Genomic DNA, 26,576 nt, shown 5'->3' on the forward strand with positions numbered 1-26,576 from the left:
GAAAGGTAAGTTATTTCCAATTACAAAGTATAACAAACAATCTAATGGTCGCTTTGCAACTTCGGCACTGTCTTGTAATTTTAAACTTCCCGAAGCGGTGTTTCTTGGGTTTGAATAGGGAGTTTCACCAATTTCAATTAATTCTTGATTCATTTTTTCAAATCCAGCAAACGGAAGAATGATTTCTCCACGAATGTCAAATTTCTCAGGAAAATCTCCTTTTAAATGAATGGGAACCGCTTTAATAGTTTTGATATTGTTGGTCACATCATCGCCCTGAAAACCATCGCCACGCGTAACTGCACGCACTAAACGACCATTTTCATACGAAATACTTATTGATGCACCATCGTATTTTAATTCGCAAGTATATTCTAATGGAACATCGCCTAAAACCTTTTGAATTCGGGTTTCCCAATCTTGTAAATCTTCTATGGAATAAGAATTATCCAACGAATACATGCGATATTCATGCTTCACCGTTTCGAAATTCTTAGTAACCATTCCTCCTACTCTTTGAGTGGGCGAATTTTCATCGAAAAACTCTGGATGTTGAGCTTCTAAATCTTGTAATTGTTTTAGCTTTTGATCAAATTCAAAATCAGAAATGGTAGGTTTATCTAAAACATAATAATTGTAATTATGCTGATTTAATTCGTCTCTTAAATTCTTAATAGTATCTAAAACGTTCATATTTACTGATTGATTAAGCTGTCTAATTTGGTAAACAATTCTCCTTTGCTGATGATTCCGCCTTGCTTGATAATTTCAAACAACGATTCATTTCTGTTTTCTGATAAATCTTTCTTGCCTCTTGTAATTTCTACATCATCAGAAAATAAGTTTTCAGATAACCAATGAATTCCATCGGCAGAAACAAAGTCAATTTGTGGATTATTGGTTTTTATTACGAAAGAAAAAACTGCATTTTGCATACATTTAAAAAGAAAAATGTAGTTTTTAGAAAAATGATCAATGTGCGTAACATTCGTCAACGCTTTTTCCCAAATCATATCAGAGAAAACGTCAATTTCCTGTTCGGCAATGTGTGGTTTGTTTTGCTTAATTTCATCCCATTCCTTTTTATCAATTGATTGTGTAGCTAAAAAAGTAATGAATTCTGGATGTAATTCTTCTAATTGTTCTTTAGTTAATCTTGCGTATTTCATAAAGTAAAGATAAAAAAAAAGCCCCGATAAAATCGGAGCTAATTTATATTTTAAGAAAAATTATGCTTTTTCACCTACGATTTCGTATGGTAACTCAACGATAACATCTCTGTGTAATCTAACTGATGCAGTATATTTACCTACACGTTTTACAACACCGCTAGTGATGAATTTTTTCTCAATTGAATGACCGTTAGCTTCTAATGCTTCCACGATGTTAGCGCTAGTAACTGAACCAAACAATTTATCACCACCTGCTTTAGCAGTAATTTTAATTTCTAAAGCTTTTAAAGCTTCAGCTAAAGATTTTGCATCTGCAACGATTTTAGCTTCTTTGTGCGCTTTTTGCTTTAAGTTTTCAGCTAAAACTTTTTTAGCAGAAGGTGTAGCTAAAATAGCAAAACCTTGAGGAATTAAGAAGTTACGTCCGTATCCGTTTTTCACAGTTACTACATCATCTTTAAATCCTAAATTTTGAACGTCTTGTTTTAAGATAAGTTCCATGTTGTTGTCCTTTTAATTAGAAGTTAGCTCACCAATGGCGAAGCAACAACTATTTGTTAAATTATTATTTTAATAAATCGGCCACGTATGGCATTAAAGCTAAGTGACGAGCTCTTTTAACAGCTACAGAAACTTTTCTTTGGTATTTTAATGAAGTACCTGTTAAACGTCTTGGTAAAATTTTACCTTGCTCGTTAACAAATTTCAATAAAAAGTCTGCGTCTTTATAATCGATATATTTGATACCTGATTTTTTGAAACGACAGTATTTTTTAGTTTTGTTTGTATCTATGTTTAAAGGCGTAAGATATCTGATATCTCCGTCTTTTTTCCCTTTTGCAGATTGCTCTAATGTAGACATGATTAGTTTGTTTTAGATTTTAATTTTGCTCTTCTTCTTTCTGCCCAAGAAATTGCATGTTTGTCTAAAGACACAGTTAAGAAACGCATAACACGCTCGTCACGACGGAATTCAGTTTCAAATGCAATAATGATTTCAGCTGGCGCTTTGAATTCGAATAGGTGGTAAAATCCACTTTTCTTGTGTTGAATTTCGTAAGCTAATTTTTTTAAGCCCCAATCTTCTTTCGATACCATCTCAGACCCTTTAGAAGTAAGAAAATCTTCAAACTTGCTTACTGTTTCCTTTACCTGTTGTTCAGATAAAACGGGATTCAAGATGAAAACAGTTTCATAATGATTCATAATCTTTATATTTATTGTTATAAAATTGGGTGCAAAAATAATACTTTTATTTGAAATAACAAGTATAACACATTATTAATTTTTATTAAAAAAACTTGTGTATTTGTAATAATTGTTCTACTTTTAACAAACTATAAAAATATATGCCCATGAAGTTGAATTGTATCGTTGTAGATGATAGTGCTATTCAAAGAATTACCATCACAAAACTTGTTAACGAATCAACATTATTAAACTTAGTAGGAGATTTTGCCAATGCTCTTGAGGCAAAGAATTGTATCAACAATAATACAATCGACCTTATATTCCTTGATATTGAAATGCCGTTAATTAACGGATTCGACTTATTAGACGGACTAAAAACAAAACCACAAATTATATTCATTACTTCAAAAGCAGACTATGCTGTTAAAGCTTTTGATTATGAAGCAACTGATTTTCTTCAAAAACCTATTTCTAAAGAACGTTTCAATAAAGCAGTTAAAAAAGCTACTGAACTTCACGCTTTGCGTTACGAAAATCATGAGGAACATGGCGAAAGTATCGTTATCAAAAGTAATTTAAAGAAACTTAAAGTGTATGTTTCTAAAATTAAATGGATTGAAGCCTACGGCGATTACATCAAAGTGGTTACCGATGATGAAAGTCATTTGGTACTATCAACTATGAAAGGTTTTGAAAAAGAACTTCCAGAAGGTAAATTCATACGTGTACACAAATCGTATATTATCAATTTAGACCGAGTAGAAAAATTCAATAGTAAGTTTGCTGAAATTGGAAATACAAAAATACCATTAAGCCGTAACAAGAAAGAAGAAATTGTAAAAGCTATCGAAAACGCTTAATATACATCGACATCTACTTTTACCTTAATAGCACGATATTGCGGAACTGCTTCAAAACTCATAAGCACTTTCGCAATATTTTTTTTGGTATTGCCCAAATGTTTCTGAATTGGAATCTTAACCATAATCGTTCGAATATATTCATTTCGAATTCTATTAATCGCTGGTTCTTCTGGACCTAAAACTGGCATATCTAAATTTTGGAACAATACATTATATAACCACATCGAACCATCTTTCAATTTATCAAAATCGCGATGTTTCATTGTAAGTTTAACTAATCTAAAGAAAGGCGGATATTTAAAGTTCTGGCGTTCGTAAATTTGCTCTTTATACATTCCTGCATAATCATTACCCAAAACTTGCTGAATGGTATTGTGATACGGATTATAAGTTTGAATAACTACTTTTCCTTTTTTCTCTGAACGTCCTGCCCTACCCGAAACTTGCATCATCATTTGATACGCTCTTTCGTAGGCTCTGAAATTAGGTTGATTCAATAAATTATCAGCGTTTAAAATTCCAACTAAAGTTACATTATCAAAATCCAAACCTTTGGCTAGCATTTGTGTTCCTACCAAAACATCAATTTCTCTATTTTTGAAGGAATCTATAATTTTCTCGAAACCAAATTTTCCTCGAGTCGTGTCTTGATCCATTCTTCCGATATTTTTCTCTGGAAAAAGGTTTTTCAATTCCATTTCAATTTGTTCGGTACCGAAACCTTTCGAAGTAACATCAACCGACTGACAACTATGACAATGAGTAGGATTCGCAATCGAATGACCGCAATAATGACAGCGCAATTGATTTTTGAATTTGTAATACGTCAAACTCACATCGCAACTTGGACAATGCGGCACATGACCACACGTCATGCATTCTACATAAGGCGAAAATCCTCTACGGTTTTGAAATAAAATAACTTGCTCACCTTTTGATAAGGTTTCTGTAATTTCCTCTAATAATTCATCAGAAAAATGCCCCGACATTTTCTTTCTGAAATATTTGTCTTTCAAATCGACTAGCTTAATTTCAGGCAATACTACATTTCCGTAGCGCACTTTCAATTCGGTTAAACCGTATTTATTGGATTGCACATTATAATAGGTTTCCAAAGACGGAGTCGCGCTTCCCAAAACTACTTTTGCTCCATGTTGTTTAGCTAAAACTATAGCCGCATCGCGAGCATGATATCTTGGCGCTGGATCGTGTTGTTTGAACGTTTGTTCGTGTTCTTCATCTACAATAATACACCCTAGATTTGAAAACGGGAGGAACAAAGCACTTCGAACACCAATAACCACTTTAGCTTTTGGTGAATTTTCTAAGACTTGATTCCAAACTTCAATGCGTTCGTTATTTGTATATTTTGAATGAAAAACGGCAACTTCATTTCCGAAATAAGCAGTTAATCGTTGCACTAATTGAGTGGTTAAAGCAATTTCTGGCAATAAAAATAAAACTTGCTTTCCTTCTTTAATATATTGTTCTAAAAGTTTGATGTAAATTTCGGTTTTGCCAGAAGCTGTAACACCGTGTAATAAATTCACATCGAACGTTTTGAAACTTTCTTGAATGCTATCGAAAGCTAGTTGTTGGGCTTCACTTAAAGTGAATTGACTGTCATCTTCTTTATCGAAAGCAACTCTATCTTGAGCAATGTAATATTCTTCGAAAATCGTTTTATCTATCAAAGATTTTACAATTGCAGCAGAACTTCCAGAAGTTTCAATTAGTTTTTTTACTGAAATTGGTGCTTTTTCGCGAGCTTGTAGTTGGAAATAATGCAAAACCAATTCGCGTTGTTTTTTTGCTTTGGACAACACTTCTAACAACTCTGCCAATCTTTCTTGTTGTAGAAATTCTTCTTGCAATTTGATATAACGAACTAATTTTGGTTTGTATTGCTCCGAAATTTCTTCCTGCAACACTAAAGCGCCTTTCGCCAATAATCGATTAATAATAGGAAAAACGGTTTTCTTTCCTAAAATTTTAATTACATCTTGAACCGTAATTGAAGATTGACTTTTTAAAGCTTCTAAAATTAGATACTCATCATCTTTAAGTTCATTCGAATCGATTTCGGAATTTTCTTTAGCTGAAATAATGGTTTCACTTTCCAAAATATATCCAGAAGGCAAGGCACTTCGAAATACTTCACCTAGCGAACACATATAATAAGAAGCAATCCATTTCCAATGTTCGATTTGGTGTGAATTCACAACTGGCTTTTCATCTAAAATTTGATGAATTTCTTTAGCTTCATATAAATGTGGCGGTGTATTCGTTTTATCTAACACCAAAGCCGTATAAATCTTAGTTTTTCCAAAAGGAACCGCCACTCGCATTCCAATTTGAATGTAGTGAAATTCCGCTTCTGAAACCTGATAGGTAAAGGTTTTAGAAACGGCTAATGGTAAAACGACTTCGATAAAATACAGCATAGAACAAATATAGTTTTAAAAAAGAGAAAAGAAAAAAGAGAAAAGAAAAAAGATGAACAACTACAATAAAAAAAGCGTCCTCGATTGAGAACGCTTACTTTTCTATATCTAGTTGGAATTATTTTCCTAACATTTCATCTTTTAAGTCTTTATCCGCTGGTTTGTCGCATAACCAAATACCAAACATAGCTCTTTTGAAATCGTGACCTTCTATACTTCCTTTTTTAGTTCCGTTTTTGTAAACCACAATTCCTTCAGCAGGTACATTCATAATAATGAAAACATCTCCTTTTTTAATTTCTTCTTTAAAGAAACTTTTAAACTTATCAATTTTTGCTTTTAATGGAGCTGTTTTCTTTCCAGTAGAATTCTCAAAACCTTCATTAATAGCTGAAATCATTTTATCAGAAGTAATCAAACCTGAAACGATGTTTAATTTAATGGCAGCTCCTTCTTTACTGTTCATAATTTCAGAAGCATTAGTACTCTTTTTCTCTAAATACAAAGCACCAACGTACATATCCATAAACATCTTAACACGAGTTCCAGCGCCATTTAAAACTAAAGATTGACCCTCTAAATTTAACTTTGCATCAACTTTAACTCCTGATACTGTTTTTTGTGCATTTACTGTAAACACAGTTGCAATCAACATTAAAAAAGTAATAACTTGTTTTTTCATAATTCGATTTTTTAGTTTTGTTAAATATATAAATTTTTTCTTTTCAATTTTGAAATAGTTGCATTTAGTTCAAAACCTAATAATAAAACCATGCAGTTTATCCAAATATAGAACATTAGTACAAGAAGTGTACCAATTGAACCATATAGCTCGTTGTACTTAGCAAATTTAGTTACGTAAATTCCGAAAACATACGAAGAAATCACGATTAAAATGGTTGTAAAAACAGCACCATAACTAATAAATGCCATACTTGAAGTTTCTTTTGTAGCAAACTTATACAATACAGAAGTTGTTATTAAAATCATTAAAAGAATGAATCCATATCGACTCCATTCAATAACCGAAACATCTGCTACATAACCTCTAATATTAATCTTTTGAATCATTACCTCAGCAATTACAATAGCAGCAACTGTTATCAATAAAATCATCGATAACACTAAAGAAATTGCCAATGAAATAAAGTATTGTCTAAAAAAACCTCTTGTAATGGTAATATGTGCCGACATTTCAAATCCGCCTAAAATGGCATTGATTCCGTTAGTCATCAACAAAATAGAAAGAATAAAACCTGATGAAAGCAACCCTTGATGACTTGTTCCCATAATATCTTTCAAAATGGCTTCAATAGCTTCGTAAGTATTAGGCGGAACACCATTTTCTACAAACTCTAAAAAATCGGCTTGGAAATTTTCTAAAGGGATAAACGGAATTAAATTCAGAATAAATAAAGCAAACGGAAATAATGCCATGAAGAAACTAAACGCAATAGCACTCGCTCTGTATGAAAAAGCGCCTTTGAAAATTCCCAACACATAAAGCTCCAAAATATCATAAAGCGACAATCCTTCTAAAGATTTTAACTTTATGGCTTTGGTAATTGCAACCAATTGCTTTACAACAGGAATTTTATTGAGTTTATTTTCTATTTCTTCCGACATAATCTATATCGCTTTTAAACTTAAGTCCAAATTATAAACCGAATGTGTTAAAGCTCCAGAAGAAATATAATTCACACCACACTCAGCGTAATGACGAATGGTTTTTTCATTGATATTTCCTGAAGATTCTGTCAAACATTGATTTCCAATCATACCTACTGCTTTCTTAGTCGTTTCATAATCGAAATTATCTAATAGAATTCGATAAACGCCGCCAGCTTCTAAAATTTGTTGCACTTCGTCTAAATTTCTAGCTTCGACAATGATTTTTAAATCTTTGTTATTATCAATCAAATATTGCTTTGTTTTTGCAATCGCTTGTGGAATTCCACCGGCAAAATCGTTGTGATTGTCTTTCAACATAATCATATCATACAAAGCAAAACGATGATTTTCACCACCACCAATTTTCACCGCCCATTTTTCTATGGCACGAATTCCTGGTGTGGTTTTTCTTGTATCTAAAACTTTAGTATTTGTTCCTTCTAATAAATTAACAAACATTTTGGTTTTCGTTGCGATGGCGCTCATACGTTGCATTGAATTCAATACCAAACGCTCCGCTTTTAAAATAGATTGCGAACTTCCTAAAACATGAAAAACAACATCACCATATTTCACTCTTTCTCCATCATTGATAAAGGTTTCCACTTTCATGTCTTTATCTACATAATGAAAAATCATTTTAGCAAATTCAACACCTGCAATAACTCCCTCATCTTTAACTAACAACTTCGCTTTTCCTTGCGCTGAAGCTGGAATACAAGCCAACGAACTGTGGTCGCCATCTCCGACATCTTCACGAATGGCATTGCTAATAATTAAATCTATTTCTTTTTGAAATTGCGCTTCTGAAATCATGTTTTGTAAATTGAATTGCTAATGTAAGAAATCCTTTGAAGTTTAAAAAATATTGAGCTCGTAAAAAACAAAAAACTCCCAGATAAATCTGAGAGTTTCTTTATGATTGAATTTAAAATTCGATTAAGATAAAGCTGCTTTTACTTGGTCAGCAGCTTCTTGGAATTGTACTGCAGATAAAATTGGCATACCTGAATTATCGATTAATTCTTTAGCAATTTCTGCATTTGTTCCTTGTAAACGAACGATGATTGGCACTTTAATAGCGTCACCCATATTTTTGTAAGCGTCAACAACACCTTGAGCAACACGGTCACAACGAACGATTCCACCAAAAATGTTAATTAAAATAGCTTTTACGTTTGGATCTTTTAAGATGATACGGAAAGCAGTTTCCACACGTTTCGCATCAGCAGTTCCACCTACGTCTAAGAAGTTAGCTGGCTCAAAACCTGCATACTTAATTAAGTCCATAGTAGCCATTGCTAAACCAGCTCCGTTTACCATACAACCTACAGTTCCATCTAAGTCAACGTAGTTTAATCCTACTTCTTTAGCTTCTACTTCGATTGGGTTTTCTTCTCTAACGTCTCTCATTTCAGCATATTTTGCTTGTCTGAATAAAGCGTTATCGTCGATATTTACTTTAGCATCAACTGCTAAGATTTTATTGTCAGATGTTTTTAATACTGGGTTGATCTCAAACATTGAAGAATCAGAACCGATATACGCTTTGTATAAAGCATCGATAAATTTCACCATTTCTTTAAAAGCCTCACCAGATAAACCTAAATTGAAAGCAATTTTTCTAGCTTGGAAACCTTGTAATCCGTAAGCAGGATCGATTTCTTCTGTAAAAATTAAATGTGGTGTGTGCTCAGCAACTTCTTCGATATCCATTCCACCTTCTGTAGAATACATAATCATATTACGTCCTGTAGCTCTGTTTAATAATACAGAAACATAGAATTCAGAAGTTTCGCTTTCACCTGGATAATAAACGTCCTCAGCAATTAATACTTTGTGAACTGTTTTTCCTTCTGGTGGAGTTTGTGGTGTAATTAACTGCATTCCGATGATTTGTTCAGAAATTTCAGTTACTTGGTCTAAGTTTTTAGCTAACTTAACTCCCCCACCTTTTCCTCTACCTCCAGCATGGATTTGTGCTTTTACTACGTACCAACTTGTACCTGTTTCAGCAGTTAATTGTTTTGCTGCAGCTACCGCCTCAACTGGATTGTTTGCAACAATACCACGTTGAACACGTACTCCATAACTAGCTAGGATTTCTTTACCCTGATATTCGTGTATGTTCATAATTGTTATGCGTTTATCTTGTTTAAAAAAGTGCCACAAAAATAGCAAAGTAATTTTTAATGGACTAACTTTTTTTCGTTTAATTTGGGAATTTGATATACATAATCTTATTAAAACTGCAACTCCAAAAAAATACAAATGTTACAAATAAAACATTTTGTTATATTTTGTTAATAATTGTTTTAAAAATTGTATCTTTTAAATATTGATTTACTTTTGCATCAAATTAATTCAAAATGAAACCAGAAGTATTACAACAATTAGCAACAGAATTTGGAAGTCCGTTATATGTTTATGATGCGGAAAAAATTGCCTTTCAATACAACCGATTACAAAATGCATTTAGCAAAGTAGAACGTTTTAAGGTGCATTATGCCGTTAAAGCTTTATCGAATGTATCTGTTTTGAAATACTTAAAAAGTTTAGGTTCTGGATTAGATACGGTTTCTTTACAAGAAGTGCAATTGGGATTACATGCTGATGTCGACCCAAAAGATATCATATACACACCAAATGGCGTTTCGATGGAAGAAATTGAAGAAGTAGCGCAACTTGGTGTTCAAATTAACATTGACAATTTATCAATATTGGAGCAATTTGGAACAAAACATCCGAATGTTCCGGTTTGTATTCGAATTAATCCACATGTGATGGCAGGTGGAAATGCGAATATTTCTGTAGGACATATTGATAGTAAATTTGGAATTTCGATTCATCAATTACCGCATATTTTGAGAATTATTGAAAACACAAAAATGCATATCAATGGAATCCACATGCATACGGGTTCGGATATTTTAGATGTAGAAGTATTTTTATATGCAGCCGAAATCTTATTCGAAACGGCTAAAAATTTTCCAGAATTAGATTTTATTGATTTTGGAAGTGGATTTAAAGTGCCTTACAAAAAAGGAGATATTGAAACCAATGTAGAAGAATTTGGAAGAAAATTAACGAAACGTTTTTTAGCTTTCGAAAAAGAATATGGTCGTCCATTAACCTTGGCTTTTGAACCCGGAAAATTCTTGGTGAGTGAAGCTGGCTATTTCTTAGCGAAAGTAAACGTAGTAAAACAAACCACTTCAACCGTTTTTGCAGGAATTGACTCAGGATTCAATCATTTGATTCGTCCGATGCTATATGGAGCGCAACATCATATAGAAAATATTTCCAATCCGAAAGGAAAAGAACGTTACTACTCGGTAGTAGGTTATATCTGCGAAACTGACACTTTTGCAAGCAACCGAAGAATTACTGAAATTCACGAAGGTGATATTTTGTGTTTCCGAAATGCAGGTGCATATTGCTTTTCAATGGCATCTAACTACAACTCACGACTAAAACCAGCCGAAGTGTTATGGAAAGACGGAAAAGGACACTTAATCAGAGAACGCGAAACGTTTGATGATATTTTGAGAAATCAAGTGATGATTGAGGTGTAAACACGAATTACACGAATTACACGAATGAACACAAATAAAAAAGCATCAAATTTTAGTTTGATGCTTTTTTATTATACTGACTTTCTGTAAATTTCTTTAATCTGTAGATGAACTTTTCTTCTTTTAATAAAATAGCTTTTGAATTGAGTGATTTCACCTTTTTATTATCAAAATAAACATCTGTTTTTTTCATTTTAGGATAAACAACAAAAATAGAATCATTAAATTTATGATAATCTCCATCTTTAAAACTATCCCAATCAGCTTGTACTTTTCTCAAAACTATTTTTTCAATCGAATCAGTCTTTAAATCAAAATAAACTCTTCTTTCTGAAAAACCTGCTTCTGGATTAAATCTAATTTTTAAAAATTTTAGTTTTGAATTTATAAAAAAGTTTTCTTGCGGAACTAAGCCATCGTCTAAATATTTAAATTCTTCAGCATTTGTATTAGCAATAGCTGTCCTAAACTCTTTCTCTAAATCAGAATCTAAAATGTTATTATTTGAATTTTCACATCCAATAAATAAAAATGACAAAAACGATGAAAATAGAAGTCTAATAAAATTATTCATAAATAAATTTACTTATCTAAAACCTCCAACAACACTTTACCATTAGAACTATTAGGCATAGTTATTTTTAGCATTTGGGTAACCGTTGGCGCTATTTGTGTGATTTCCTTTCTGTCGTGAGTTTGTCCTTTTTTGATGTTCCAACCAAAGAAAATTAGTGGAACATGTGTATCATAAGAATATGGCGAACCATGAGTTGTTCCTGTTGAAGAATATTCTACATAACCTGGTTTGAAAATCATGATTAGTTCTCCGTTTTGTGTTGGGTCGTATCCTTTTGTGATGAAATCTAAATAATAATCACTTGGATTTCCGTTGGTGATTTCTTCTTCGGTATAAACTCGTTTGATGTAGTCTTGTTTTTGTAAATAATCTTTGAAGGTTTGTTTTACATCTTGTAAGTTTAAGCCTTTAGCTTTTATTTTCGCTTTATCGAAAAACAGGTTATAATTCGAGTAATCTAATACTAAGTTTTCTCCAAAAGTAGTTTCCGAAAACTCTTTTAAGTCTTTCTGGATGTTTTTGTAATTGATGTTATCTACTTTGTATTTATTGTCTTTCAAATACGTTACATTCTCAGCTCCAGCGTGATCGGCAGTTAAGAAAACTAAGTAATTTCCTTTCCCAACCGTTTTGTCTAAGTAAGTTAAGAAATCAGCAATCGTTTCATCCAAACGCAAATAGGTGTCTTGTAATTCAATCGAACGTGGTCCTAAAACGTGTCCGATATAATCTGTTGAAGAAAAACTTACAGCTAAAAAATCGGTAATGTTGTCTTTTCCTAAGTTTTCGCTTTCAATGGCTTTTTTAGCAAAATCAGCTAATAAATTATTTCCGAATGGTGTTGAACGGAGAATTCCTGCATCGTTGGCATCATACATATCTTGCAAATTGTATGGCATAAACGGTGCTTTTTTATACAATTTTCCTTCGTATGGATTGTTATCGGTTAAGCTTTCGTTATACGTTTCTTTCGGTTTTAGTAAATCCCAACCTTTATTTACGTATTTCAAATAATTTTTCTCAGCATTGAATTGCGTTGCCCAATCTGGAAGTTTTTCTCCGTAATAGGTACTCGAAATAAACGCTCCTGTTTTGCTGTACCAAAAAGCCCAATCCGCAAAATGTCCCGCAGGCAAAATCGCACCTCTATCTTTAATACTCATTCCGATAACTTTTCCTTTGAAATTGGTTGACAACTTCAATTCATCTGTAATAGTAGAACTTTGTAAGTTTCTTGGCGACATTTTTCCTTCTTTTTTTGAATCATCACCAATAGTTGAAACCGTTTCGTCATCGGTACAATACATTTCTTTTCCTGTAGCTTTATTGAACCATTCATTTCCGACAATTCCGTGAACTGCAGGTGTAGTTCCTGTATAGATAGAAGCGTGTCCAGGAGCGGTGTAAGTTGGCATGTAATTGTAATGCGTGTTATGAAACGTGTAACCTTCTTTCATTAATCGCTTGAAACCATTTTCGGAAAAGTCGTTTGAGAAACGATATAAGTATTCCATTTTCATTTGGTCTACTACAATTCCTACTACTAACTTAGGTTTTTCTTGTGCTGAAAGTAGGGAAGAAACAAGTAATGCTGATACAGCTAAAGCTTTTTTCATTTTAAAACTATTTTATACAAAAGTACGTTTTTGATGTAAATGGAATGTTAATAAATAAAAAAATGACTTTCTATTGTGTTCAATAAAAAGTCATTTTAAATATAGTTTATAATTATTTCTTCTTTGCAGGCTTATCTTCAAGAACTGTCATATTGTAAGCAATAATCATATCTTCATAAGTGATATACAATTGATTTCTACCTCCTTGTTTTTTTCTAGTGTAAATAGCCAAAACGCATTCTACTCCATTGTTATCCACACAATTAAATTTAACCACATCATCATCTCCAATTGTTTCTTGATTTCCATATTTCATAATAGAAAACAACTGAAGTATTTCTGAATAAACCACAATTCTGTGACTTTCCATGTCCAAAAGTACCGTCATTTCTGATTTTTGTAATTTTGACCATTCTCCCCAATTTCCTTTTTTGTCTTTCTGGCTTACCATATATCCAGAAGTTTTGAAATTAAATTTTTGAGCATAAGATGTAGCCGATGCAAAAAACAAAAACAATAGTATGTATTTTAAACTCTTCATTTCGTTGTTATATTAAAATTCAAAGGTAGTTACCTCTTTTTTAGCAATGTTAAATTCGGTAATGATATTATCAACAATAGTTTCAACAGGTAAAATATCATGAATCAATCCCGCAATCTGACCAATTTCTAATTCGCCTTCCACTAAATCTCCCTCAAACATACCTCTTTTTGCTCTTCGTTTTCCTAATAATGTTTCTAAATCTTCCTTTGATGGACATTTAGCATATAATTCCTGAACATCGTTATAAAATTTATTTTTGATTAAACGAACGGGAGCCAATTCTTTCAAAGTTAATTGTGTATCACCTTCACCCGTTTCTACAATCGTTCTTTTGAATTCATCATGCGCCGAACTTTCGGTTGAAGCAGCAAAACGACTTCCCATTTGCACACCATCGGCACCTAAAGTCATAGCGGCTAACATTCCTCTACCTGTTGCTATTCCCCCTGCAGCAATTAATGGAATTGAAATTTGTTCGCGCACCATTGGAATTAAGGTTAACGTTGTCGTTTCCTCTCTTCCGTTGTGTCCGCCGGCTTCAAAACCTTCTGCAACCACAGCATCTACTCCTGCTTCTTGTGCTTTTAGTGCGAATTTAGAACTACTTACAACATGCACAACTGTTATGCCATTTTCTTTTAGAAACGGAGTCCATGTTTTTGGATTTCCTGCCGAAGTAAAAACGATTTTCACGCCTTCTTCTTTCAGAATTTGCATAATTTCTTCAATGTTAGGATATAACATTGGAACATTTACTCCAAAAGGTTTATCAGTAGCTTTTTTGCATTTTTGGATGTGTTCTCTAAGCACTTCTGGATACATAGAACCAGCACCAATTAATCCTAAACCACCTGCGTTACTTACGGCACTTGCTAATTTGTAACCACTGTTCCAAATCATTCCGCCTTGGATAATTGGGTATTTTATATTAAAGAGTTGGGTAATTTTATTCATTTTAAAAATGCTTTATTTTAATGCAATTTACTTTTTTTGTTCGGATTTCCAAAGGTTATGCAATAACACCACTTCCTAAAATTTCATCATTCAAATGCCAAGCTACGAATTGTCCTTCTGTGATTGCGGATTGCGGATTTTCAAACACTACATACATGCCATTTTTGAATTGATGTAAAGTTGCCTTTTGTAAAGGTTGACGATAGCGAATTCTAGCCATTACTTCCATATTTTCACCCTCTTTCAAAGCCAAATCTTCTCTAATCCAGTGAATTTCATCATTTGCAATAAACAATGCTTTTTTGAACAATCCAGGATGTTGATTTCCTTGTCCAGTGTATACGATATTCTTTTCTACATCGGTTTCAATAATGAAAAGCGGTTCTTTTGTTCCTCCAACATTTAAACCTTTGCGTTGTCCTTTTGTAAAATAATGTGCTCCTTGATGTTTGCCCATTACTTTTCCTGGTACTTTTAAATAATCAATTCTTCTCGATTCAAAAGCAAAAGCTTCTTCTTCCGAATTGAATTGAGGTTTTTCTTGATGATATATTTCGGCTTCCGCTGGAATTTCAATAATTACACCTTCTTTAGGCTGTAATTTTTGTTGTAAAAATTCAGGCAAGCGCACTTTTCCGATGAAACAAAGCCCTTGCGAATCTTTCTTTTCGGCTGTAATTAAATCTAATTTAGATGCAATTTCACGAACTTCTGGTTTGGTTAATTCACCTATTGGAAATAACGCTTTCGAAAGTTGGTCTTGTGATAGTTGACATAAAAAATACGATTGATCTTTATTGCCATCTTTTCCTGCTAACAATTGAAAAACTTCTTTTCCATCTTTTTCAATTGTACCTTTTCTGCAATAATGTCCGGTTGCCACATAATCAGCACCCAGAGACATGGCGATTTTCATGAAGACATCGAATTTGATTTCACGGTTACATAATACGTCAGGATTTGGAGTTCTTCCTTTTTCGTATTCGTTAAACATATAATCAACGATTTTCTCTTTGTATTGTTCTGATAAATCAACCGTTTGAAAAGGAATTCCTAATTTTTCAGCAACTAAAAGTGCATCATTACTATCTTCTAACCACGGACATTCATTTGAAATCGTAACAGAATCATCATGCCAATTCTTCATGAATAGCCCAATAACTTCGTATCCTTGCTCTTTTAACAAATAAGCGGCAACACTCGAGTCTACTCCACCCGAAAGTCCTACTACAACTCTTTTCATTTATTCTTGTCCTCCTTTTTCTTCTTTTAATTGTTCCAATGTTTTGGATGCTTCTTTGGCATTTCTTTGCTCATATTTTATCAATTCTTGACCAAATTTAGCGGCTTTAACTTGTTTGATTACTTTATTTTTTTCGAAAAACTTCCAGGTTCCTACACGCTTTCCGTTTACATAATTTCCTTCATACATTTTGTTACCCAATCCATCATAGTAGGAAGCAACTCCATCATATTGATTATTTTTATAGATATGAGAATCTATCAATTGTCCTTTCTCTGAATAGGTTTTAGAAGCTCCTGCTTTAATACCTAATTTGTAATTGGTTTCTTCAGCAATAGTTCCATCTTTATAAAATACTTTTCGAATACCATCAAGTTTTCCATCTTTATAATATTCTTGCGACATCAATTGTTTCGATTCAAAATGATAATATTTCCATTCACCTTCAGGAAGTTTGTTTACCAATTTCCCTTCACTTACTTTATTTCCTTTTTGATCATAAAAAACCGCATAACACGAACCATCACCTTTAGAAAAATCTCTAGTAGCAATAACAGTTCCTGCTTTTGTATCATCAAAATACTTAAATATACCCGTTTCTTTTCCATGATCGAAAGTACCTTCATATCGAACACGATTAGACTCTTTGTGAGTTCCTCTCCATAAACCATGACGGTTCCCTTTATCGTCTAATTGATTAATTTTATCCTGAGCATTAGCAACAAAAGTTCCTAAAAATAAAATAACAAGAAATAATTGCTTCATTTTTTTAATTATTGTTTAATTTATTAATTTTTAATCACATAGTAACTATTGAAAAAATCAAATATTAGACCAAATACTGATTAAACAAAAAATAAATGTGAGTTAAATCTGCTATATAACGCAGCAAAATAGTTTTTTATTTGTTTAATCTTTTTTAATTTTGATTAAACAAAAAATAGTTCTACGTTAATGTTTTCATGTTCTGATGATGATAGCGCACCACAGAACAATTCGATAACTGATATAGCATCAGGAAATCCAAACTTTTCAATTCTTGTTGATGCTTTAAGTCGTGCTGATTTGGCTGAAACACTTGATCAAGCAGGATCGTATACCGTTTTTGCCCCAACAAATGATGCATTTTTAGATTTTTTAGATGCTAATGGATTTGAATCTTTAGATGATGTTCCTCTACCAACATTAACACAAGTATTATTAAACCATGTAGTGAGTGGAACAAATTTATCAACAGGTTTAACCACTGGTTATGTTAAAACTTTAGCAAAAGGTGGTGCTTCATCAACTAACACTTTAAGTATGTTCATCAACACAGAATCTGGCGTTAGATTAAATGGAGTTTCTAGTGTTACAACAGCTGATATTACAGCTAATAATGGAGTTATTCATGTTGTTGATGCTGTTATTGGTTTACCTACAATTGTAACACATGCCACTGCTAATCCAAATTTTAGCACCTTGGCTTCATTATTAACTCAGCAAGAATTAGTTGGAACTTTAGACGGAACTGCAAGTTCACCTTTTACCGTATTTGCTCCATTAAACAGTGCATTTGATACTGCTACATTAAATTTATATAGTGGATTAACATCAACACAAAAAACAGCGGTATTAACCTATCATGTTGTTGCTGGTGCCAATGTTTTATCTAATGCAATTCCATCAGGTCCAATTACCACTTTTGAAACAGGAACTTTTACAATTTCTGGAACAGTAATTACAGATGAACAAAACAGAACTACAAATATTGTTGCAACAGACGTACAAGCTTCAAATGGTGTAATACATGCTGTAAACAAAGTTTTATTACCAAATTTAGATTAATTCGTTTCGATAAATAAAATTGCTATGAACAAAAAACGCTTTCCAATGGAAAGCGTTTTTTTTATGACCCTAATTCTATGGCTCTTGTATTTGCGGCTTCTATACCTACTATTACAATTTTTTGAAGTTCTTTTTGATTAAAAACACATAAAGCAGCTTCTGTAGTACCTCCTTTTGAAGCTACTCGTTGAATCCAATCTTCGTTTGATAATTTACTCCTGTTTTGTAACTGTACCGAACCTGAAAAAGTTTGACTTACCAAAAACTCAGCTTCAGACGCTGAAAAACCTAATTTAACAGCTGATTCAATCATTGCTTGCATGAAATAAAACACATAAGCAGGTCCACTTCCCGATACGGCTGTGGCTGCATTTAGCATTTCTTCTCTTTCGATATAAATCGATTTTCCTGTTGTATTGATTAAATTCTGAACAATGAAAAGTTCTTTTCTATCTACTAAACTTGAAGCGCAAAAAACAGTCATTCCTTCTCCTATTTGCGTTGGAATATTTGGCATAGAACGTACAATTTTCATAACTCCTAATTCCTTTTGCATTGCCTCAATTGAAATTCCAGCCATTACCGACAATACAACGTGTTCCGGATTTAAAAACCCTTTTATTTCAGATGCTAATTGTTTAAAATCCTGAGGTTTCACCGCTAAAATTAAAATATCTGACTCAAAGATTTTGGGATTTGGTTCTGTGTAAAAATTTGTTGCATCAATTCCAAAACTGTCCTTTTCTTCAATTTTGGTTTTATTCAAAATTAAAATATCTGAAGCTCCGACAAATCCTGAACTCATAAAACTGTTGGCATAGGTTTGTCCCATATTACCAAATCCGATAATCGCTATTTTCATTACTCTTATAAAAAAGAAACCCTGTCATTTGCAGACAGGGTTTGTATTAAGATAAAATTATTTTTTCTTTTGTGCGGCTTTCTGAGCTTCTGCTTGCTCCATCATTTCACGCATTTTTTTCTGGAATTTACTTTCCTTTTTCTCTTTTGTCTTATTCTCTTGAATTTGAGCGTGAATTTTGTCTTCTTTCACGATGTAGTTTTTAATAACTAACATAATTCCGATAGTAATTAAGTTAGAAATGAAGTAATACAAACTCAATCCAGACGCATAATTATTAAAGAAGAATAACATCATTACAGGCGAAATGTAAATCATAATTTTCATGATTTTACCCATATCTGGCATACCTTCTTGTGGCGGAGTGCTCATCGCTTGATCACCTGTTGTCATTTTCATATAGAAGAAAATTGCAATTGAAGCTAAGATTGGGAATAAACTCACGTGACTTCCATAAAATGGAATATGGAAAGGCAATTGATAAATGCTATCATAAGAAGACAAATCGTCTGCCCATAAGAATGATTTTTGTCTTAAATCGAACATCGATGGAAAGAACTGAAACAACGCATAGAAAATCGGCATTTGCATCAACGCTGGTAAACATCCTGCCATAGGATTTACTCCGGCTTTAGAATACAACTTCATCGTTTCTTGTTGTTTCTTCATTGGATTGTCTTTGAATTTTTCATTCAATTCTGCAATTTCAGGACGTAAAACCTTCATTTTTGCTTGAGACAAGTAGGATTTATAAGTAACTGGCGACATTACAATACGAACTAAAATCGTAAACAAAACAATCGCAATTCCGTAACCAATTCCTAATGCTGAAATAAATCCGAAAACTGGAATGAAAATATAACGGTTGATCCATCCGAAAATTCCCCAACCTAATGGCATGATTTCGTCAAGATTTCTATCGTAATCATTTAAAATTTCATATTTCGCTGGACCATAATACCAATTCATATTATAGTTTAAAGCGCCATTTTTAAATTCTAAAGGAACTTGAGCTGTGAAATTTTTAGTAAAAACGGTGTCAACTTTTTCATCATCCACTAAATTATCTGATTTGAATTTAGCTGTTTTGAACTTCGTATCTGTTAATAAAATAGAAGTAAATAAATGCTGTTTGAAAGCGATGTAAGAAACGTCATTAGCTTCATCTTCAGAATCTTTAGCCGCGTTTAAATAATCGTCTTTTCCATCTTCATATTCAAAAACTAACTCAGTGTAACGGTTTTCATAAGAAACACTTTTCTCGTTTCTGTATGATTTTAATTGCCATTCTAAATCTAATGGTTTTGAAGTATTAACTACTTTTTCTAAACCTTGAGAACGGATAGCAAAATCTAACATATATTCGTTAGGCTTCAACACATAACGGTATTCTAAAAACTGGTCAGGACCTGCTTTTAATTGCAACGTTAAAACTTGATTTTTACCTTCAGTAGTTAACTTAGGCTCAAAATACATGTCTTTTGTATGTAACGTTCTGTTGTCTGTAGTATTTAAAGCGATATCTAAAGAAGCGTTTTTATCTTTAATGATTTGAACTGCTTTTTTCGAATTTTTCTCAAATTGATCAAATCCTAAAACAGTTGCATCAACGATATATCCACCTTTATTAGAAATTTTAAGCGATAAAACTTCATTTTTAATTTCGGTAACTGCATCAGTTGCTGATGGAAGTGTTGCAGAATATCCAAACGAACCTAATTGTGCTTGAGCTACAGCATTTTTAGTAGAATCTGCTACTGGAGTTGCGGCAACGGTAGAAGTTACCGTTTTAACTTCTTTGGCTTGTTTGTCTAATTGCTCTTTTTTCTCTTTTTCCTTTAATTCTTCTGGTGTTGGAGCATTTGAATATAGCATCCAAATCAAAATTCCAGAAATCAATACAAATCCGATAATCGAATTAAGGTCTAATTTTTTTTCTTCCATCTAATATTAGTGTTCGGTGTTCTTAATTGAACAGTTTATTTATTCTTGTGTTGTACAGCTGCGGCTACAAAACTCACAAAAAGTGGGTGTGGATTAGCGACTGTACTTTTATATTCAGGATGGTATTGAACGCCGATAAAGAAAGGATGTGTTGGAATTTCAACAATTTCTACCAACTTCGTATCTGGATTTACTCCCGAAGCTACTAATCCTGCTTTCTCTAATTCGTTTAAATACGCACCATTGAATTCGTAACGGTGACGGTGACGCTCCATAATCTCAGTTTTACCATAGATTTTTTGTGCCAACGTATTTTCTTTTATGCTACATTTCCATGCGCCCAAACGCATAGTTCCTCCTTTGTTTTCAATATTTTTTTGCTCTTCCATTAAGTTAATTACAGGATGAGCAGTACTTTCATTCATTTCGGTTGAATTCGCATCCGCATAACCTAAAATATTACGCGAATATTCAATTACTGCCATTTGCATTCCCAAACAAATTCCGAAAAACGGAATGTTATTTTCTCTTGCATAACGAACGGTGTCAATTTTACCTTCAATTCCGCGACCGCCAAAACCTGGTGCAACAAGTATACCATCTAAATCTTTCAACTGATTTTCTGCCGAATTGGCATCTAAATACTCAGAATGAATCGAAATGACATTTACTTTTGTCTCATTTGCCGCTCCAGCATGAATAAACGCTTCTAAAATCGATTTGTAAGAATCTTGTAATTCTACATATTTTCCAACCAAACCAATGTTTACTTCGTGCTTTGGATTTTTCAATCTAAATAAGAACTCGTTCCAGTTGTTTAAATCTGGCGTATTTTTTTCTGGCAAATCTAATTTCTTCAACGCTACTCTATCCAATCCTTCTTCCAACATTAAATTTGGAACTTCATAAATAGTTGAGGCATCAATCGATTGAATTACCGCTTCTTTTTTTACATTACAGAACAACGCTAACTTCTGACGCAAATCTTGCGACAATTCGTGTTCCGTACGACACACTAAAATATCCGCTTTTATTCCGCTTTCCATTAAGGTTTTAACCGAATGTTGCGTTGGTTTCGTTTTCAATTCTCCTGCAGCAGCCAAATACGGCACTAACGTTAAATGAACAACGATTCCATTATTTTCACCTAATTCCCAAATCAATTGACGAACTGACTCGATGTAAGGTAATGATTCAATATCTCCAACAGTTCCACCAATCTCAGTAATTACAATATCATAATCACCCGATTTTCCAAGCAACTGCATGCGTTCCTTGATTTCGTTTGTAATATGAGGCACCACCTGAACCGTTTTTCCTAAAAATTCTCCTCTACGCTCTTTTTCAATAACTGAAAGATAAACTCTTCCTGTTGTTACATTGTTCGCTTGAGAAGTAGGAACATTTAAAAAACGCTCATAGTGACCTAAATCCAAATCCGTTTCGGCTCCATCGTCTGTTACATAACATTCTCCGTGTTCGTAAGGATTTAATGTTCCTGGGTCGACGTTGATGTATGGATCAAACTTTTGAATGGTCGTTCGGTATCCTCTGGCTTGCAATAATTTGGCTAACGAAGCTGCGATAATTCCTTTTCCTAAAGAAGAAGTCACACCTCCGGTAACAAAAATGTACTTAGTTTGGTTCATTGTGTTGTTGTTGTGTTGTTGTTGCGATAAATATCTTTTATCTGTAATAAAATCGTGCAAAGATAGGTTATAAAATTAGAATTCAGAAATTAGAATTTAGAAATTTTATACCGATTTACACAAAGTTAATAAAGACCAATTTATGACTTCAAAAATCACTTTTTTGGAAAGTTTCTGCGGATGTTTCTAACGAGTTCTTCTAAGCCGTTTAGCTTGAGTTCGTGGACCAATTTTAATTGTTCGCCTAATTGTCCTTTTGGGAAACCTTTATTGGCATACCAAACCACATAATACTCCGGAAGGTCGATTAAGTAATAGCCTTCGTATTTGCCAAATGGCATTTTAGTGTGAGCAAGTTTTACGAGAAGTTCTTGGTTGGCCATTTTTTGAGAGGATAGAAGAAAGAGAAAAGAAGAAAGACTTTTTAAAATGGTCTACTTTCTTTTCTCTTTAATCTTTAATCTTTAATCTTTGTTCTATTATCTATTTACTTCCAATTAAAAACAATCTCCTTTTTAATATCTGGATGCAAACTATAAAAAACTGGGCAAGTCATTGCTGTTCTTTCCAAGATAGTTTTTGTTTTTTCGTCGGGATTAATGGAGAAATGAAAAGTTACGTGAATTTCGGTAATTCTTCTTGGTTCAGTTCCCATGATTTTGGTTACTTCTGCTGTGGAACCTGAAAAATCTACTTCTAAATCACGTGCTTTGATTCCCATAACGGTGAACATGCAACTAGCTAATCCGTTGGCTACGGTGTCGGTTGGAGAAAAAGCTTCTCCTTTTCCGTTGTTGTCTAGCGGTGCATCTGAAATAATTTCAGAACCCGATTGTAAATGTATCGAAGAGGTGCGTAAATCACCTAAATATGTCACTTTTGAAGTCGCCATTATTGTGCTTGTTTAATCGTTAAATCGCTGTCGTAATACAATAAATACGTTGCGTTGTTGGTAATCATTCCGTTGTTTGAACTATAATCAAACGCGTTTTCAATATATTCTGTTTTGGTTGTTGCTGCTGATTTCACAAAACCTTCTGGTTGGCAAATACGCAACATCGCATCAAAAGTTACATCAAAACCTTTTTTAGCTGCAGCATTCGGATAAATATTGTTGATTTTCTTGAATTGTTTCTCAAAAATCTTTTCTTCTGGAGTTTCCGCCACTTTTGTTGTAGATGGGAATAACAATTTCAAATCCGTTAAATTTTTCATTGGAATTTCCTCAAAATTCAACGCATCATACAATTCGAAAACCGCTAATTGAATATCGTATTCTTTTTGCAATCCTTTTAAAATATTGGTAATATTCAAAATGGTACTGGCTTTTTCAATTTCCATCAAAACAAAATTCTTTTGTCCTTTTACCAATTGTGTTTTCAAAAGTGCCACATCTAAAGCGCCTTTATCATTAAAAGCAGCATGTTTTACTTCTGGATGATTAGCTGAAATATATTCTTTTGAAGTCGTTTTCTTTGAACTGATAATTGCTACAACATTTCCATTTTTTGCTTTGAAATAATTAAACATCGAAGCTTTCAACAAATCTTCTGACGGAATGGAATAATATAAATTATCCATTGGCAAACCACGCTCTTTCGACAGTGGAGAAATCACGGGAACATTGTATTTTGCTAACAATTGCGCCGTGGTTTCCACTACAGTGTTTTGAAATGGTCCAACTACAACATCAACATTTTCAAAATTATTTTTAGAAATAATTGAAGCTACATTCGATGAATATTTCGTGCTTTCTACATCGTAAACTTTAACATTTACTGGCAATCCTAACACTTTTGCCGAATCAATCGCCATTTGAGCTCCTGCGTAAAAATCTAAAGTAAGGTTTAAGAATTTATTCGTTTTTAATTGCTCTGTTTTGGTTTTAACCGAATCTGTCTCGATTTTAGTTAAATTGAAAGGCAATAACAACACCATGTTTTTTTGTTGCGATTTATCTACCGAAGTAATTAAATTCACTTTGTTTTTAGCCACTAAAACCGAATCTTTAGCTTTTGAAACAAAAGTTCCTGTTCCATTTGAAGGCACTTTTAAAATCATTCCGATTTTCAAACCATCTTGTAAATCAGGATTTAGCGTAATTAAATCTGCTTGAGCGATATCGAATTTCTTGGATAAACTATAAAGTGTTTCTTTTGGTTGCACTTCATAATCAACCAAAGTTACATTTGTAGTTTTTTTAACCTGAACTCCTGGCTTTAAAACAACGGTTTGTCCAACATTTAAACCACCAACGATTTGTGGATTTAATTGTTCTAATTCGGTAACTGTTAAGCCGTATTTAGTTGCAATTCCGTATTTAGTTTCTTTAGCTTCCACTAAGTGAGTCGTTGCATTTGAAACCGCTTTAGGTTTTGAAACAAAAGGCGTTGGAACCGATTTTAAATCGGCAGCAGATGGTTTTGAAACAAAAATTTCTTGTCCTTTCTTCAAGCCGTTTTGAAGAGTAGCTTTGTTCCAAGCTTCTAAATCAGCAACTGAAATATTGTATTTTTTGGAAATTCCGAAAAGTGTTTCTTTTTCTCCAACAACGTGAATAACACCTTTACCTGAAGTTGCTTTTGGAATTAATAAAGTAGTGTTTTCCTGAACGCCATTTTTCGCATCTGGATTTAATCGGTAAATATCAAAAGGCGTTACCTCGTATTTTTTTGCGATTTGAAAAACGGTTTCTCCTTTAGCTACCACATGCTTAATCTGAGATTGAGCCGGTAAACCGAAAAGAAAAATCAAACTGAAAAGAAAAACAACTCTTTTTATCATAATCTTAATTTAAAAACAATACTAAACAAAAATTTCAATAGCAATTTATATCGTAAAAATAGAATAAAAATAATTGCTATTGAAATTTATATGTTGAATTTGAAAAATTTATTTTATTCCCATTCTATCGTTGCAGGCGGTTTCGAACTGATGTCATACACCACTCGGTTTACACCTCTAACGTTATTTATAATTTCATTAGAAATCTTCATTAAAAACTCATACGGTAAATGTACCCAATCAGCCGTCATTCCATCTGTCGATTCTACTGCACGTAACGCTACTACTTTTTCGTAAGTACGTTCATCGCCCATTACACCTACACTATTTACTGGTAACAAAATCGCTCCTGCTTGCCATACTTTATCATATAATCCGTGTTCTTTTAATCCGTTGATAAAAACCGCATCTACTTCTTGTAAAATAGCTACTTTTTCTGGTGTAATATCGCCTAAAATACGAATCGCTAATCCTGGTCCCGGGAATGGATGACGACCTAATAATTCTTCGTCGATTCCTAAACTTCTTCCTACTCTACGAACTTCATCTTTGAATAACATTCGTAAAGGTTCAACCACTTGTAATTTCATAAAATCAGGCAATCCACCTACATTATGATGCGATTTAATTGTTGCCGAAGGTCCACCTGTTGCTGAAACTGATTCAATAACATCTGGATAAATCGTACCTTGCCCTAACCATTTTACATCGGTTAATTGGTGTGCTTCATCATCAAAAACTTCAATGAACGCTTTTCCAATAGCTTTACGTTTTGCTTCTGGATCATCTAACCCAGCTAACGCATCCAAAAAGCGTGCCGAAGCATCAACTCCTTTTACATTTAAGCCCATTCCTTTGTACTGATTTAGTACATTTTGGAATTCGTTTTTACGTAATAATCCGTTATTTACGAAAATACAATATAAGTTTTCACCGATTGCTTTATTCAATAAAACTGCTGCTACAGTTGAATCTACACCACCCGAAAGTCCTAAAACTACTTTATCGTTTCCGATTTTAGCTTTCATTTCGGCAACTACTTCCTCTACGAAAGCGTTTGGTGTAAAATTTTGTGGCACTTGAGCAATTTTCACTAAGAAGTTTTCCAACATTTGTTTTCCATCTGTTGAATGGTATACTTCTGGGTGAAATTGAATCGCATAAGTGGTTTCTCCCTCGATTTTGTATGCTGCGTTTTCTACGTCTTTAGTACTAGCAATCATTACTCCATTAGTCGGAAGTTTTTTGATTGAATCAGAATGTGACATCCAAACTTGACTGTTTTCAGAAACACCTTCTAAAAACACTTCGTTTTCTTTGATGTACGAAAGATTCGCTCTACCATATTCTCTTGTGTTAGAAGCTGCAACTTCTCCACCTGAAAAATGCGCCAAATATTGTGCTCCGTAACAAACGGCTAACAATGGCATTTTACCTCTAATTTGAGATAAATCTGGGTGAAGTGCTTCTTCAGAACGAACCGAACATGGACTTCCGCCCAAGATTACGGCTTTGTATGATGATAAATCTGCTGGAATTTTATCGAATGGAAAAATCTCGCAGAAAATATTTAATTCTCTTACTCTTCGGGCAATTAATTGGGTGTATTGCGAACCGAAATCTAAAATTAATACGTTGTGTTGCATTTTATTGTTGTTGT

Annotated in this window: 25 protein-coding genes and 1 pseudogene; 3 read left to right on the forward strand and 23 right to left on the reverse strand. The window is 33.2% G+C overall.

Annotated features, from left to right (window positions below; genetic code table 11):
• The 5 genes and pseudogenes from L6Q46_RS05525 to rpsF form a co-directional block, all read right to left on the reverse strand.
• A pseudogene (locus L6Q46_RS05525) lies at positions 1-693 on the reverse strand (NAD-dependent DNA ligase LigA); the annotation flags it as partial.
• A 2-nt stretch (positions 694-695) separates the two neighbouring features.
• The gene (locus L6Q46_RS05530; protein WP_264549539.1) at positions 696-1,169 is read right to left on the reverse strand and encodes a DUF6495 family protein; all 474 of its coding nucleotides are present in this window, start codon (positions 1,167-1,169) and stop codon (positions 696-698) included.
• 60 nt (positions 1,170-1,229) lie between these two features.
• A complete protein-coding gene (gene rplI / locus L6Q46_RS05535) occupies positions 1,230-1,673 on the reverse strand; it encodes a 50S ribosomal protein L9 (protein WP_026726602.1) in 444 nt (147 codons plus the stop codon).
• Positions 1,674-1,737: 64 nt separating this feature from the next.
• Positions 1,738-2,034 (reverse strand): 30S ribosomal protein S18, encoded by a 297-nt coding sequence (gene rpsR / locus L6Q46_RS05540; RefSeq protein WP_008253655.1) that lies wholly within the window; start codon positions 2,032-2,034, stop codon positions 1,738-1,740.
• A gap of 2 nt (positions 2,035-2,036) precedes the next feature.
• Positions 2,037-2,378, reverse strand: a complete 342-nt coding sequence (gene rpsF / locus L6Q46_RS05545) for a 30S ribosomal protein S6 (RefSeq protein ID WP_166235845.1) — start codon at positions 2,376-2,378, stop codon at positions 2,037-2,039.
• A 149-nt stretch (positions 2,379-2,527) separates the two neighbouring features.
• On the opposite strand from rpsF, the gene L6Q46_RS05550 reads away from it, so the two are divergent.
• Positions 2,528-3,223 carry a LytTR family DNA-binding domain-containing protein gene (locus tag L6Q46_RS05550; protein ID WP_111565617.1) on the forward strand — a complete coding sequence of 232 codons (696 nt, stop codon included), beginning with the start codon at positions 2,528-2,530 and terminating at the stop codon, positions 3,221-3,223.
• Here the strand turns inward: L6Q46_RS05550 and priA are convergent.
• The 5 genes from priA to sucC form a co-directional block, all read right to left on the reverse strand.
• Positions 3,220-5,670, reverse strand: coding sequence for a primosomal protein N' (gene priA / locus L6Q46_RS05555; RefSeq protein WP_291283471.1), 2,451 nt, complete (start codon positions 5,668-5,670; stop codon positions 3,220-3,222). The genes L6Q46_RS05550 and priA overlap by 4 nt on opposite strands.
• A 118-nt stretch (positions 5,671-5,788) precedes the next feature.
• The gene (locus tag L6Q46_RS05560; RefSeq protein WP_291283472.1) at positions 5,789-6,352 is read right to left on the reverse strand and encodes a chalcone isomerase family protein; all 564 of its coding nucleotides are present in this window, start codon (positions 6,350-6,352) and stop codon (positions 5,789-5,791) included.
• A gap of 20 nt (positions 6,353-6,372) precedes the next feature.
• Positions 6,373-7,296, reverse strand: a complete 924-nt coding sequence (locus L6Q46_RS05565) for a YihY/virulence factor BrkB family protein (protein WP_291283473.1) — start codon at positions 7,294-7,296, stop codon at positions 6,373-6,375.
• A gap of 3 nt (positions 7,297-7,299) precedes the next feature.
• A complete protein-coding gene (gene nadC, locus L6Q46_RS05570) occupies positions 7,300-8,157 on the reverse strand; it encodes a carboxylating nicotinate-nucleotide diphosphorylase (protein ID WP_291283474.1) in 858 nt (285 codons plus the stop codon).
• A gap of 123 nt (positions 8,158-8,280) precedes the next feature.
• Complete coding sequence (gene sucC, locus L6Q46_RS05575) at positions 8,281-9,474, reverse strand: ADP-forming succinate--CoA ligase subunit beta (RefSeq protein ID WP_026726609.1); 1,194 nt, start codon at positions 9,472-9,474, stop codon at positions 8,281-8,283.
• Between the two features lie 236 nt (positions 9,475-9,710).
• On the opposite strand from sucC, the gene lysA reads away from it, so the two are divergent.
• Positions 9,711-10,916 (forward strand): diaminopimelate decarboxylase, encoded by a 1,206-nt coding sequence (lysA, locus tag L6Q46_RS05580; RefSeq protein ID WP_291283475.1) that lies wholly within the window; start codon positions 9,711-9,713, stop codon positions 10,914-10,916.
• Positions 10,917-10,968: 52 nt separating this feature from the next.
• Here the strand turns inward: lysA and L6Q46_RS05585 are convergent, their stop codons facing one another.
• From L6Q46_RS05585 to L6Q46_RS05610, 6 genes are all read right to left on the reverse strand, one after another.
• Positions 10,969-11,490 (reverse strand): hypothetical protein, encoded by a 522-nt coding sequence (locus L6Q46_RS05585; protein WP_291138639.1) that lies wholly within the window; start codon positions 11,488-11,490, stop codon positions 10,969-10,971.
• 8 nt (positions 11,491-11,498) lie between these two features.
• Positions 11,499-13,109: an alkaline phosphatase PafA gene (pafA, locus tag L6Q46_RS05590; protein WP_291283476.1), complete on the reverse strand. Its 1,611-nt coding sequence runs from the start codon at positions 13,107-13,109 to the stop codon at positions 11,499-11,501.
• A gap of 112 nt (positions 13,110-13,221) precedes the next feature.
• Positions 13,222-13,650 carry a hypothetical protein gene (locus L6Q46_RS05595; RefSeq protein WP_291283477.1) on the reverse strand — a complete coding sequence of 143 codons (429 nt, stop codon included), beginning with the start codon at positions 13,648-13,650 and terminating at the stop codon, positions 13,222-13,224.
• A 12-nt stretch (positions 13,651-13,662) separates the two neighbouring features.
• Positions 13,663-14,607 (reverse strand): nitronate monooxygenase, encoded by a 945-nt coding sequence (locus L6Q46_RS05600; protein ID WP_291283478.1) that lies wholly within the window; start codon positions 14,605-14,607, stop codon positions 13,663-13,665.
• A gap of 55 nt (positions 14,608-14,662) precedes the next feature.
• A complete protein-coding gene (gene mnmA / locus L6Q46_RS05605) occupies positions 14,663-15,850 on the reverse strand; it encodes a tRNA 2-thiouridine(34) synthase MnmA (RefSeq protein WP_291283479.1) in 1,188 nt (395 codons plus the stop codon).
• Complete coding sequence (locus L6Q46_RS05610; RefSeq protein ID WP_291283480.1) at positions 15,851-16,615, reverse strand: hypothetical protein; 765 nt, start codon at positions 16,613-16,615, stop codon at positions 15,851-15,853.
• Positions 16,616-16,804: 189 nt separating this feature from the next.
• On the opposite strand from L6Q46_RS05610, the gene L6Q46_RS05615 reads away from it, so the two are divergent.
• Positions 16,805-17,677, forward strand: a complete 873-nt coding sequence (locus tag L6Q46_RS05615) for a fasciclin domain-containing protein (protein WP_291283481.1) — start codon at positions 16,805-16,807, stop codon at positions 17,675-17,677.
• Between the two features lie 61 nt (positions 17,678-17,738).
• Here L6Q46_RS05615 and proC read toward each other — a convergent pair whose 3' ends face one another.
• From proC to guaA, 7 genes are all read right to left on the reverse strand, one after another.
• Positions 17,739-18,539: a pyrroline-5-carboxylate reductase gene (gene proC, locus L6Q46_RS05620; protein ID WP_291283482.1), complete on the reverse strand. Its 801-nt coding sequence runs from the start codon at positions 18,537-18,539 to the stop codon at positions 17,739-17,741.
• Between the two features lie 57 nt (positions 18,540-18,596).
• Positions 18,597-20,483, reverse strand: a complete 1,887-nt coding sequence (gene yidC / locus L6Q46_RS05625) for a membrane protein insertase YidC (RefSeq protein ID WP_291283483.1) — start codon at positions 20,481-20,483, stop codon at positions 18,597-18,599.
• A gap of 35 nt (positions 20,484-20,518) precedes the next feature.
• Positions 20,519-22,132, reverse strand: coding sequence for a CTP synthase (locus L6Q46_RS05630; RefSeq protein ID WP_291283484.1), 1,614 nt, complete (start codon positions 22,130-22,132; stop codon positions 20,519-20,521).
• A 155-nt stretch (positions 22,133-22,287) separates the two neighbouring features.
• Positions 22,288-22,515 carry a DUF3820 family protein gene (locus L6Q46_RS05635; RefSeq protein WP_291283485.1) on the reverse strand — a complete coding sequence of 76 codons (228 nt, stop codon included), beginning with the start codon at positions 22,513-22,515 and terminating at the stop codon, positions 22,288-22,290.
• 104 nt (positions 22,516-22,619) lie between these two features.
• Complete coding sequence (locus L6Q46_RS05640) at positions 22,620-23,024, reverse strand: OsmC family protein (RefSeq protein WP_291283486.1); 405 nt, start codon at positions 23,022-23,024, stop codon at positions 22,620-22,622.
• Positions 23,024-24,916, reverse strand: a complete 1,893-nt coding sequence (locus L6Q46_RS05645; protein ID WP_291283487.1) for a LysM peptidoglycan-binding domain-containing protein — start codon at positions 24,914-24,916, stop codon at positions 23,024-23,026. The genes L6Q46_RS05640 and L6Q46_RS05645 overlap by 1 nt, the downstream gene beginning before the upstream one ends.
• Positions 24,917-25,029: 113 nt before the next feature.
• Entirely contained in the window at positions 25,030-26,562 is a 1,533-nt protein-coding gene (gene guaA / locus L6Q46_RS05650) for a glutamine-hydrolyzing GMP synthase (protein ID WP_111565599.1), read from the reverse strand.
• Between the last annotated feature and the right edge of the window lie 14 nt (positions 26,563-26,576).

It is taken from the genome of Flavobacterium sp. (assembly GCF_023151265.1).
GTDB lineage: Bacteria > Bacteroidota > Bacteroidia > Flavobacteriales > Flavobacteriaceae > Flavobacterium.

Excerpts from the sequence above, each read along its gene's own strand:
- L6Q46_RS05530 (WP_264549539.1), bottom strand. The coding sequence starts at position 1,169 with ATGAAATACGCAAGATTAACTAAAGAACAATTAGAAGAATTACATCCA.
- rplI (WP_026726602.1), bottom strand. The coding sequence starts at position 1,673 with ATGGAACTTATCTTAAAACAAGACGTTCAAAATTTAGGATTTAAAGAT.
- rpsR (WP_008253655.1), bottom strand. The coding sequence starts at position 2,034 with ATGTCTACATTAGAGCAATCTGCAAAAGGGAAAAAAGACGGAGATATC.
- rpsF (WP_166235845.1), bottom strand. The coding sequence starts at position 2,378 with ATGAATCATTATGAAACTGTTTTCATCTTGAATCCCGTTTTATCTGAA.
- L6Q46_RS05550 (WP_111565617.1), top strand. The coding sequence starts at position 2,528 with ATGAAGTTGAATTGTATCGTTGTAGATGATAGTGCTATTCAAAGAATT.
- priA (WP_291283471.1), bottom strand. The coding sequence starts at position 5,670 with ATGCTGTATTTTATCGAAGTCGTTTTACCATTAGCCGTTTCTAAAACC.
- L6Q46_RS05560 (WP_291283472.1), bottom strand. The coding sequence starts at position 6,352 with ATGAAAAAACAAGTTATTACTTTTTTAATGTTGATTGCAACTGTGTTT.
- L6Q46_RS05565 (WP_291283473.1), bottom strand. The coding sequence starts at position 7,296 with ATGTCGGAAGAAATAGAAAATAAACTCAATAAAATTCCTGTTGTAAAG.
- nadC (WP_291283474.1), bottom strand. The coding sequence starts at position 8,157 with ATGATTTCAGAAGCGCAATTTCAAAAAGAAATAGATTTAATTATTAGC.
- sucC (WP_026726609.1), bottom strand. The coding sequence starts at position 9,474 with ATGAACATACACGAATATCAGGGTAAAGAAATCCTAGCTAGTTATGGA.
- lysA (WP_291283475.1), top strand. The coding sequence starts at position 9,711 with ATGAAACCAGAAGTATTACAACAATTAGCAACAGAATTTGGAAGTCCG.
- L6Q46_RS05585 (WP_291138639.1), bottom strand. The coding sequence starts at position 11,490 with ATGAATAATTTTATTAGACTTCTATTTTCATCGTTTTTGTCATTTTTA.
- pafA (WP_291283476.1), bottom strand. The coding sequence starts at position 13,109 with ATGAAAAAAGCTTTAGCTGTATCAGCATTACTTGTTTCTTCCCTACTT.
- L6Q46_RS05595 (WP_291283477.1), bottom strand. The coding sequence starts at position 13,650 with ATGAAGAGTTTAAAATACATACTATTGTTTTTGTTTTTTGCATCGGCT.
- L6Q46_RS05600 (WP_291283478.1), bottom strand. The coding sequence starts at position 14,607 with ATGAATAAAATTACCCAACTCTTTAATATAAAATACCCAATTATCCAA.
- mnmA (WP_291283479.1), bottom strand. The coding sequence starts at position 15,850 with ATGAAAAGAGTTGTAGTAGGACTTTCGGGTGGAGTAGACTCGAGTGTT.
- L6Q46_RS05610 (WP_291283480.1), bottom strand. The coding sequence starts at position 16,615 with ATGAAGCAATTATTTCTTGTTATTTTATTTTTAGGAACTTTTGTTGCT.
- L6Q46_RS05615 (WP_291283481.1), top strand. The coding sequence starts at position 16,805 with ATGTTTTCATGTTCTGATGATGATAGCGCACCACAGAACAATTCGATA.
- proC (WP_291283482.1), bottom strand. The coding sequence starts at position 18,539 with ATGAAAATAGCGATTATCGGATTTGGTAATATGGGACAAACCTATGCC.
- yidC (WP_291283483.1), bottom strand. The coding sequence starts at position 20,483 with ATGGAAGAAAAAAAATTAGACCTTAATTCGATTATCGGATTTGTATTG.
- L6Q46_RS05630 (WP_291283484.1), bottom strand. The coding sequence starts at position 22,132 with ATGAACCAAACTAAGTACATTTTTGTTACCGGAGGTGTGACTTCTTCT.
- L6Q46_RS05635 (WP_291283485.1), bottom strand. The coding sequence starts at position 22,515 with ATGGCCAACCAAGAACTTCTCGTAAAACTTGCTCACACTAAAATGCCA.
- L6Q46_RS05640 (WP_291283486.1), bottom strand. The coding sequence starts at position 23,024 with ATGGCGACTTCAAAAGTGACATATTTAGGTGATTTACGCACCTCTTCG.
- L6Q46_RS05645 (WP_291283487.1), bottom strand. The coding sequence starts at position 24,916 with ATGATAAAAAGAGTTGTTTTTCTTTTCAGTTTGATTTTTCTTTTCGGT.
- guaA (WP_111565599.1), bottom strand. The coding sequence starts at position 26,562 with ATGCAACACAACGTATTAATTTTAGATTTCGGTTCGCAATACACCCAA.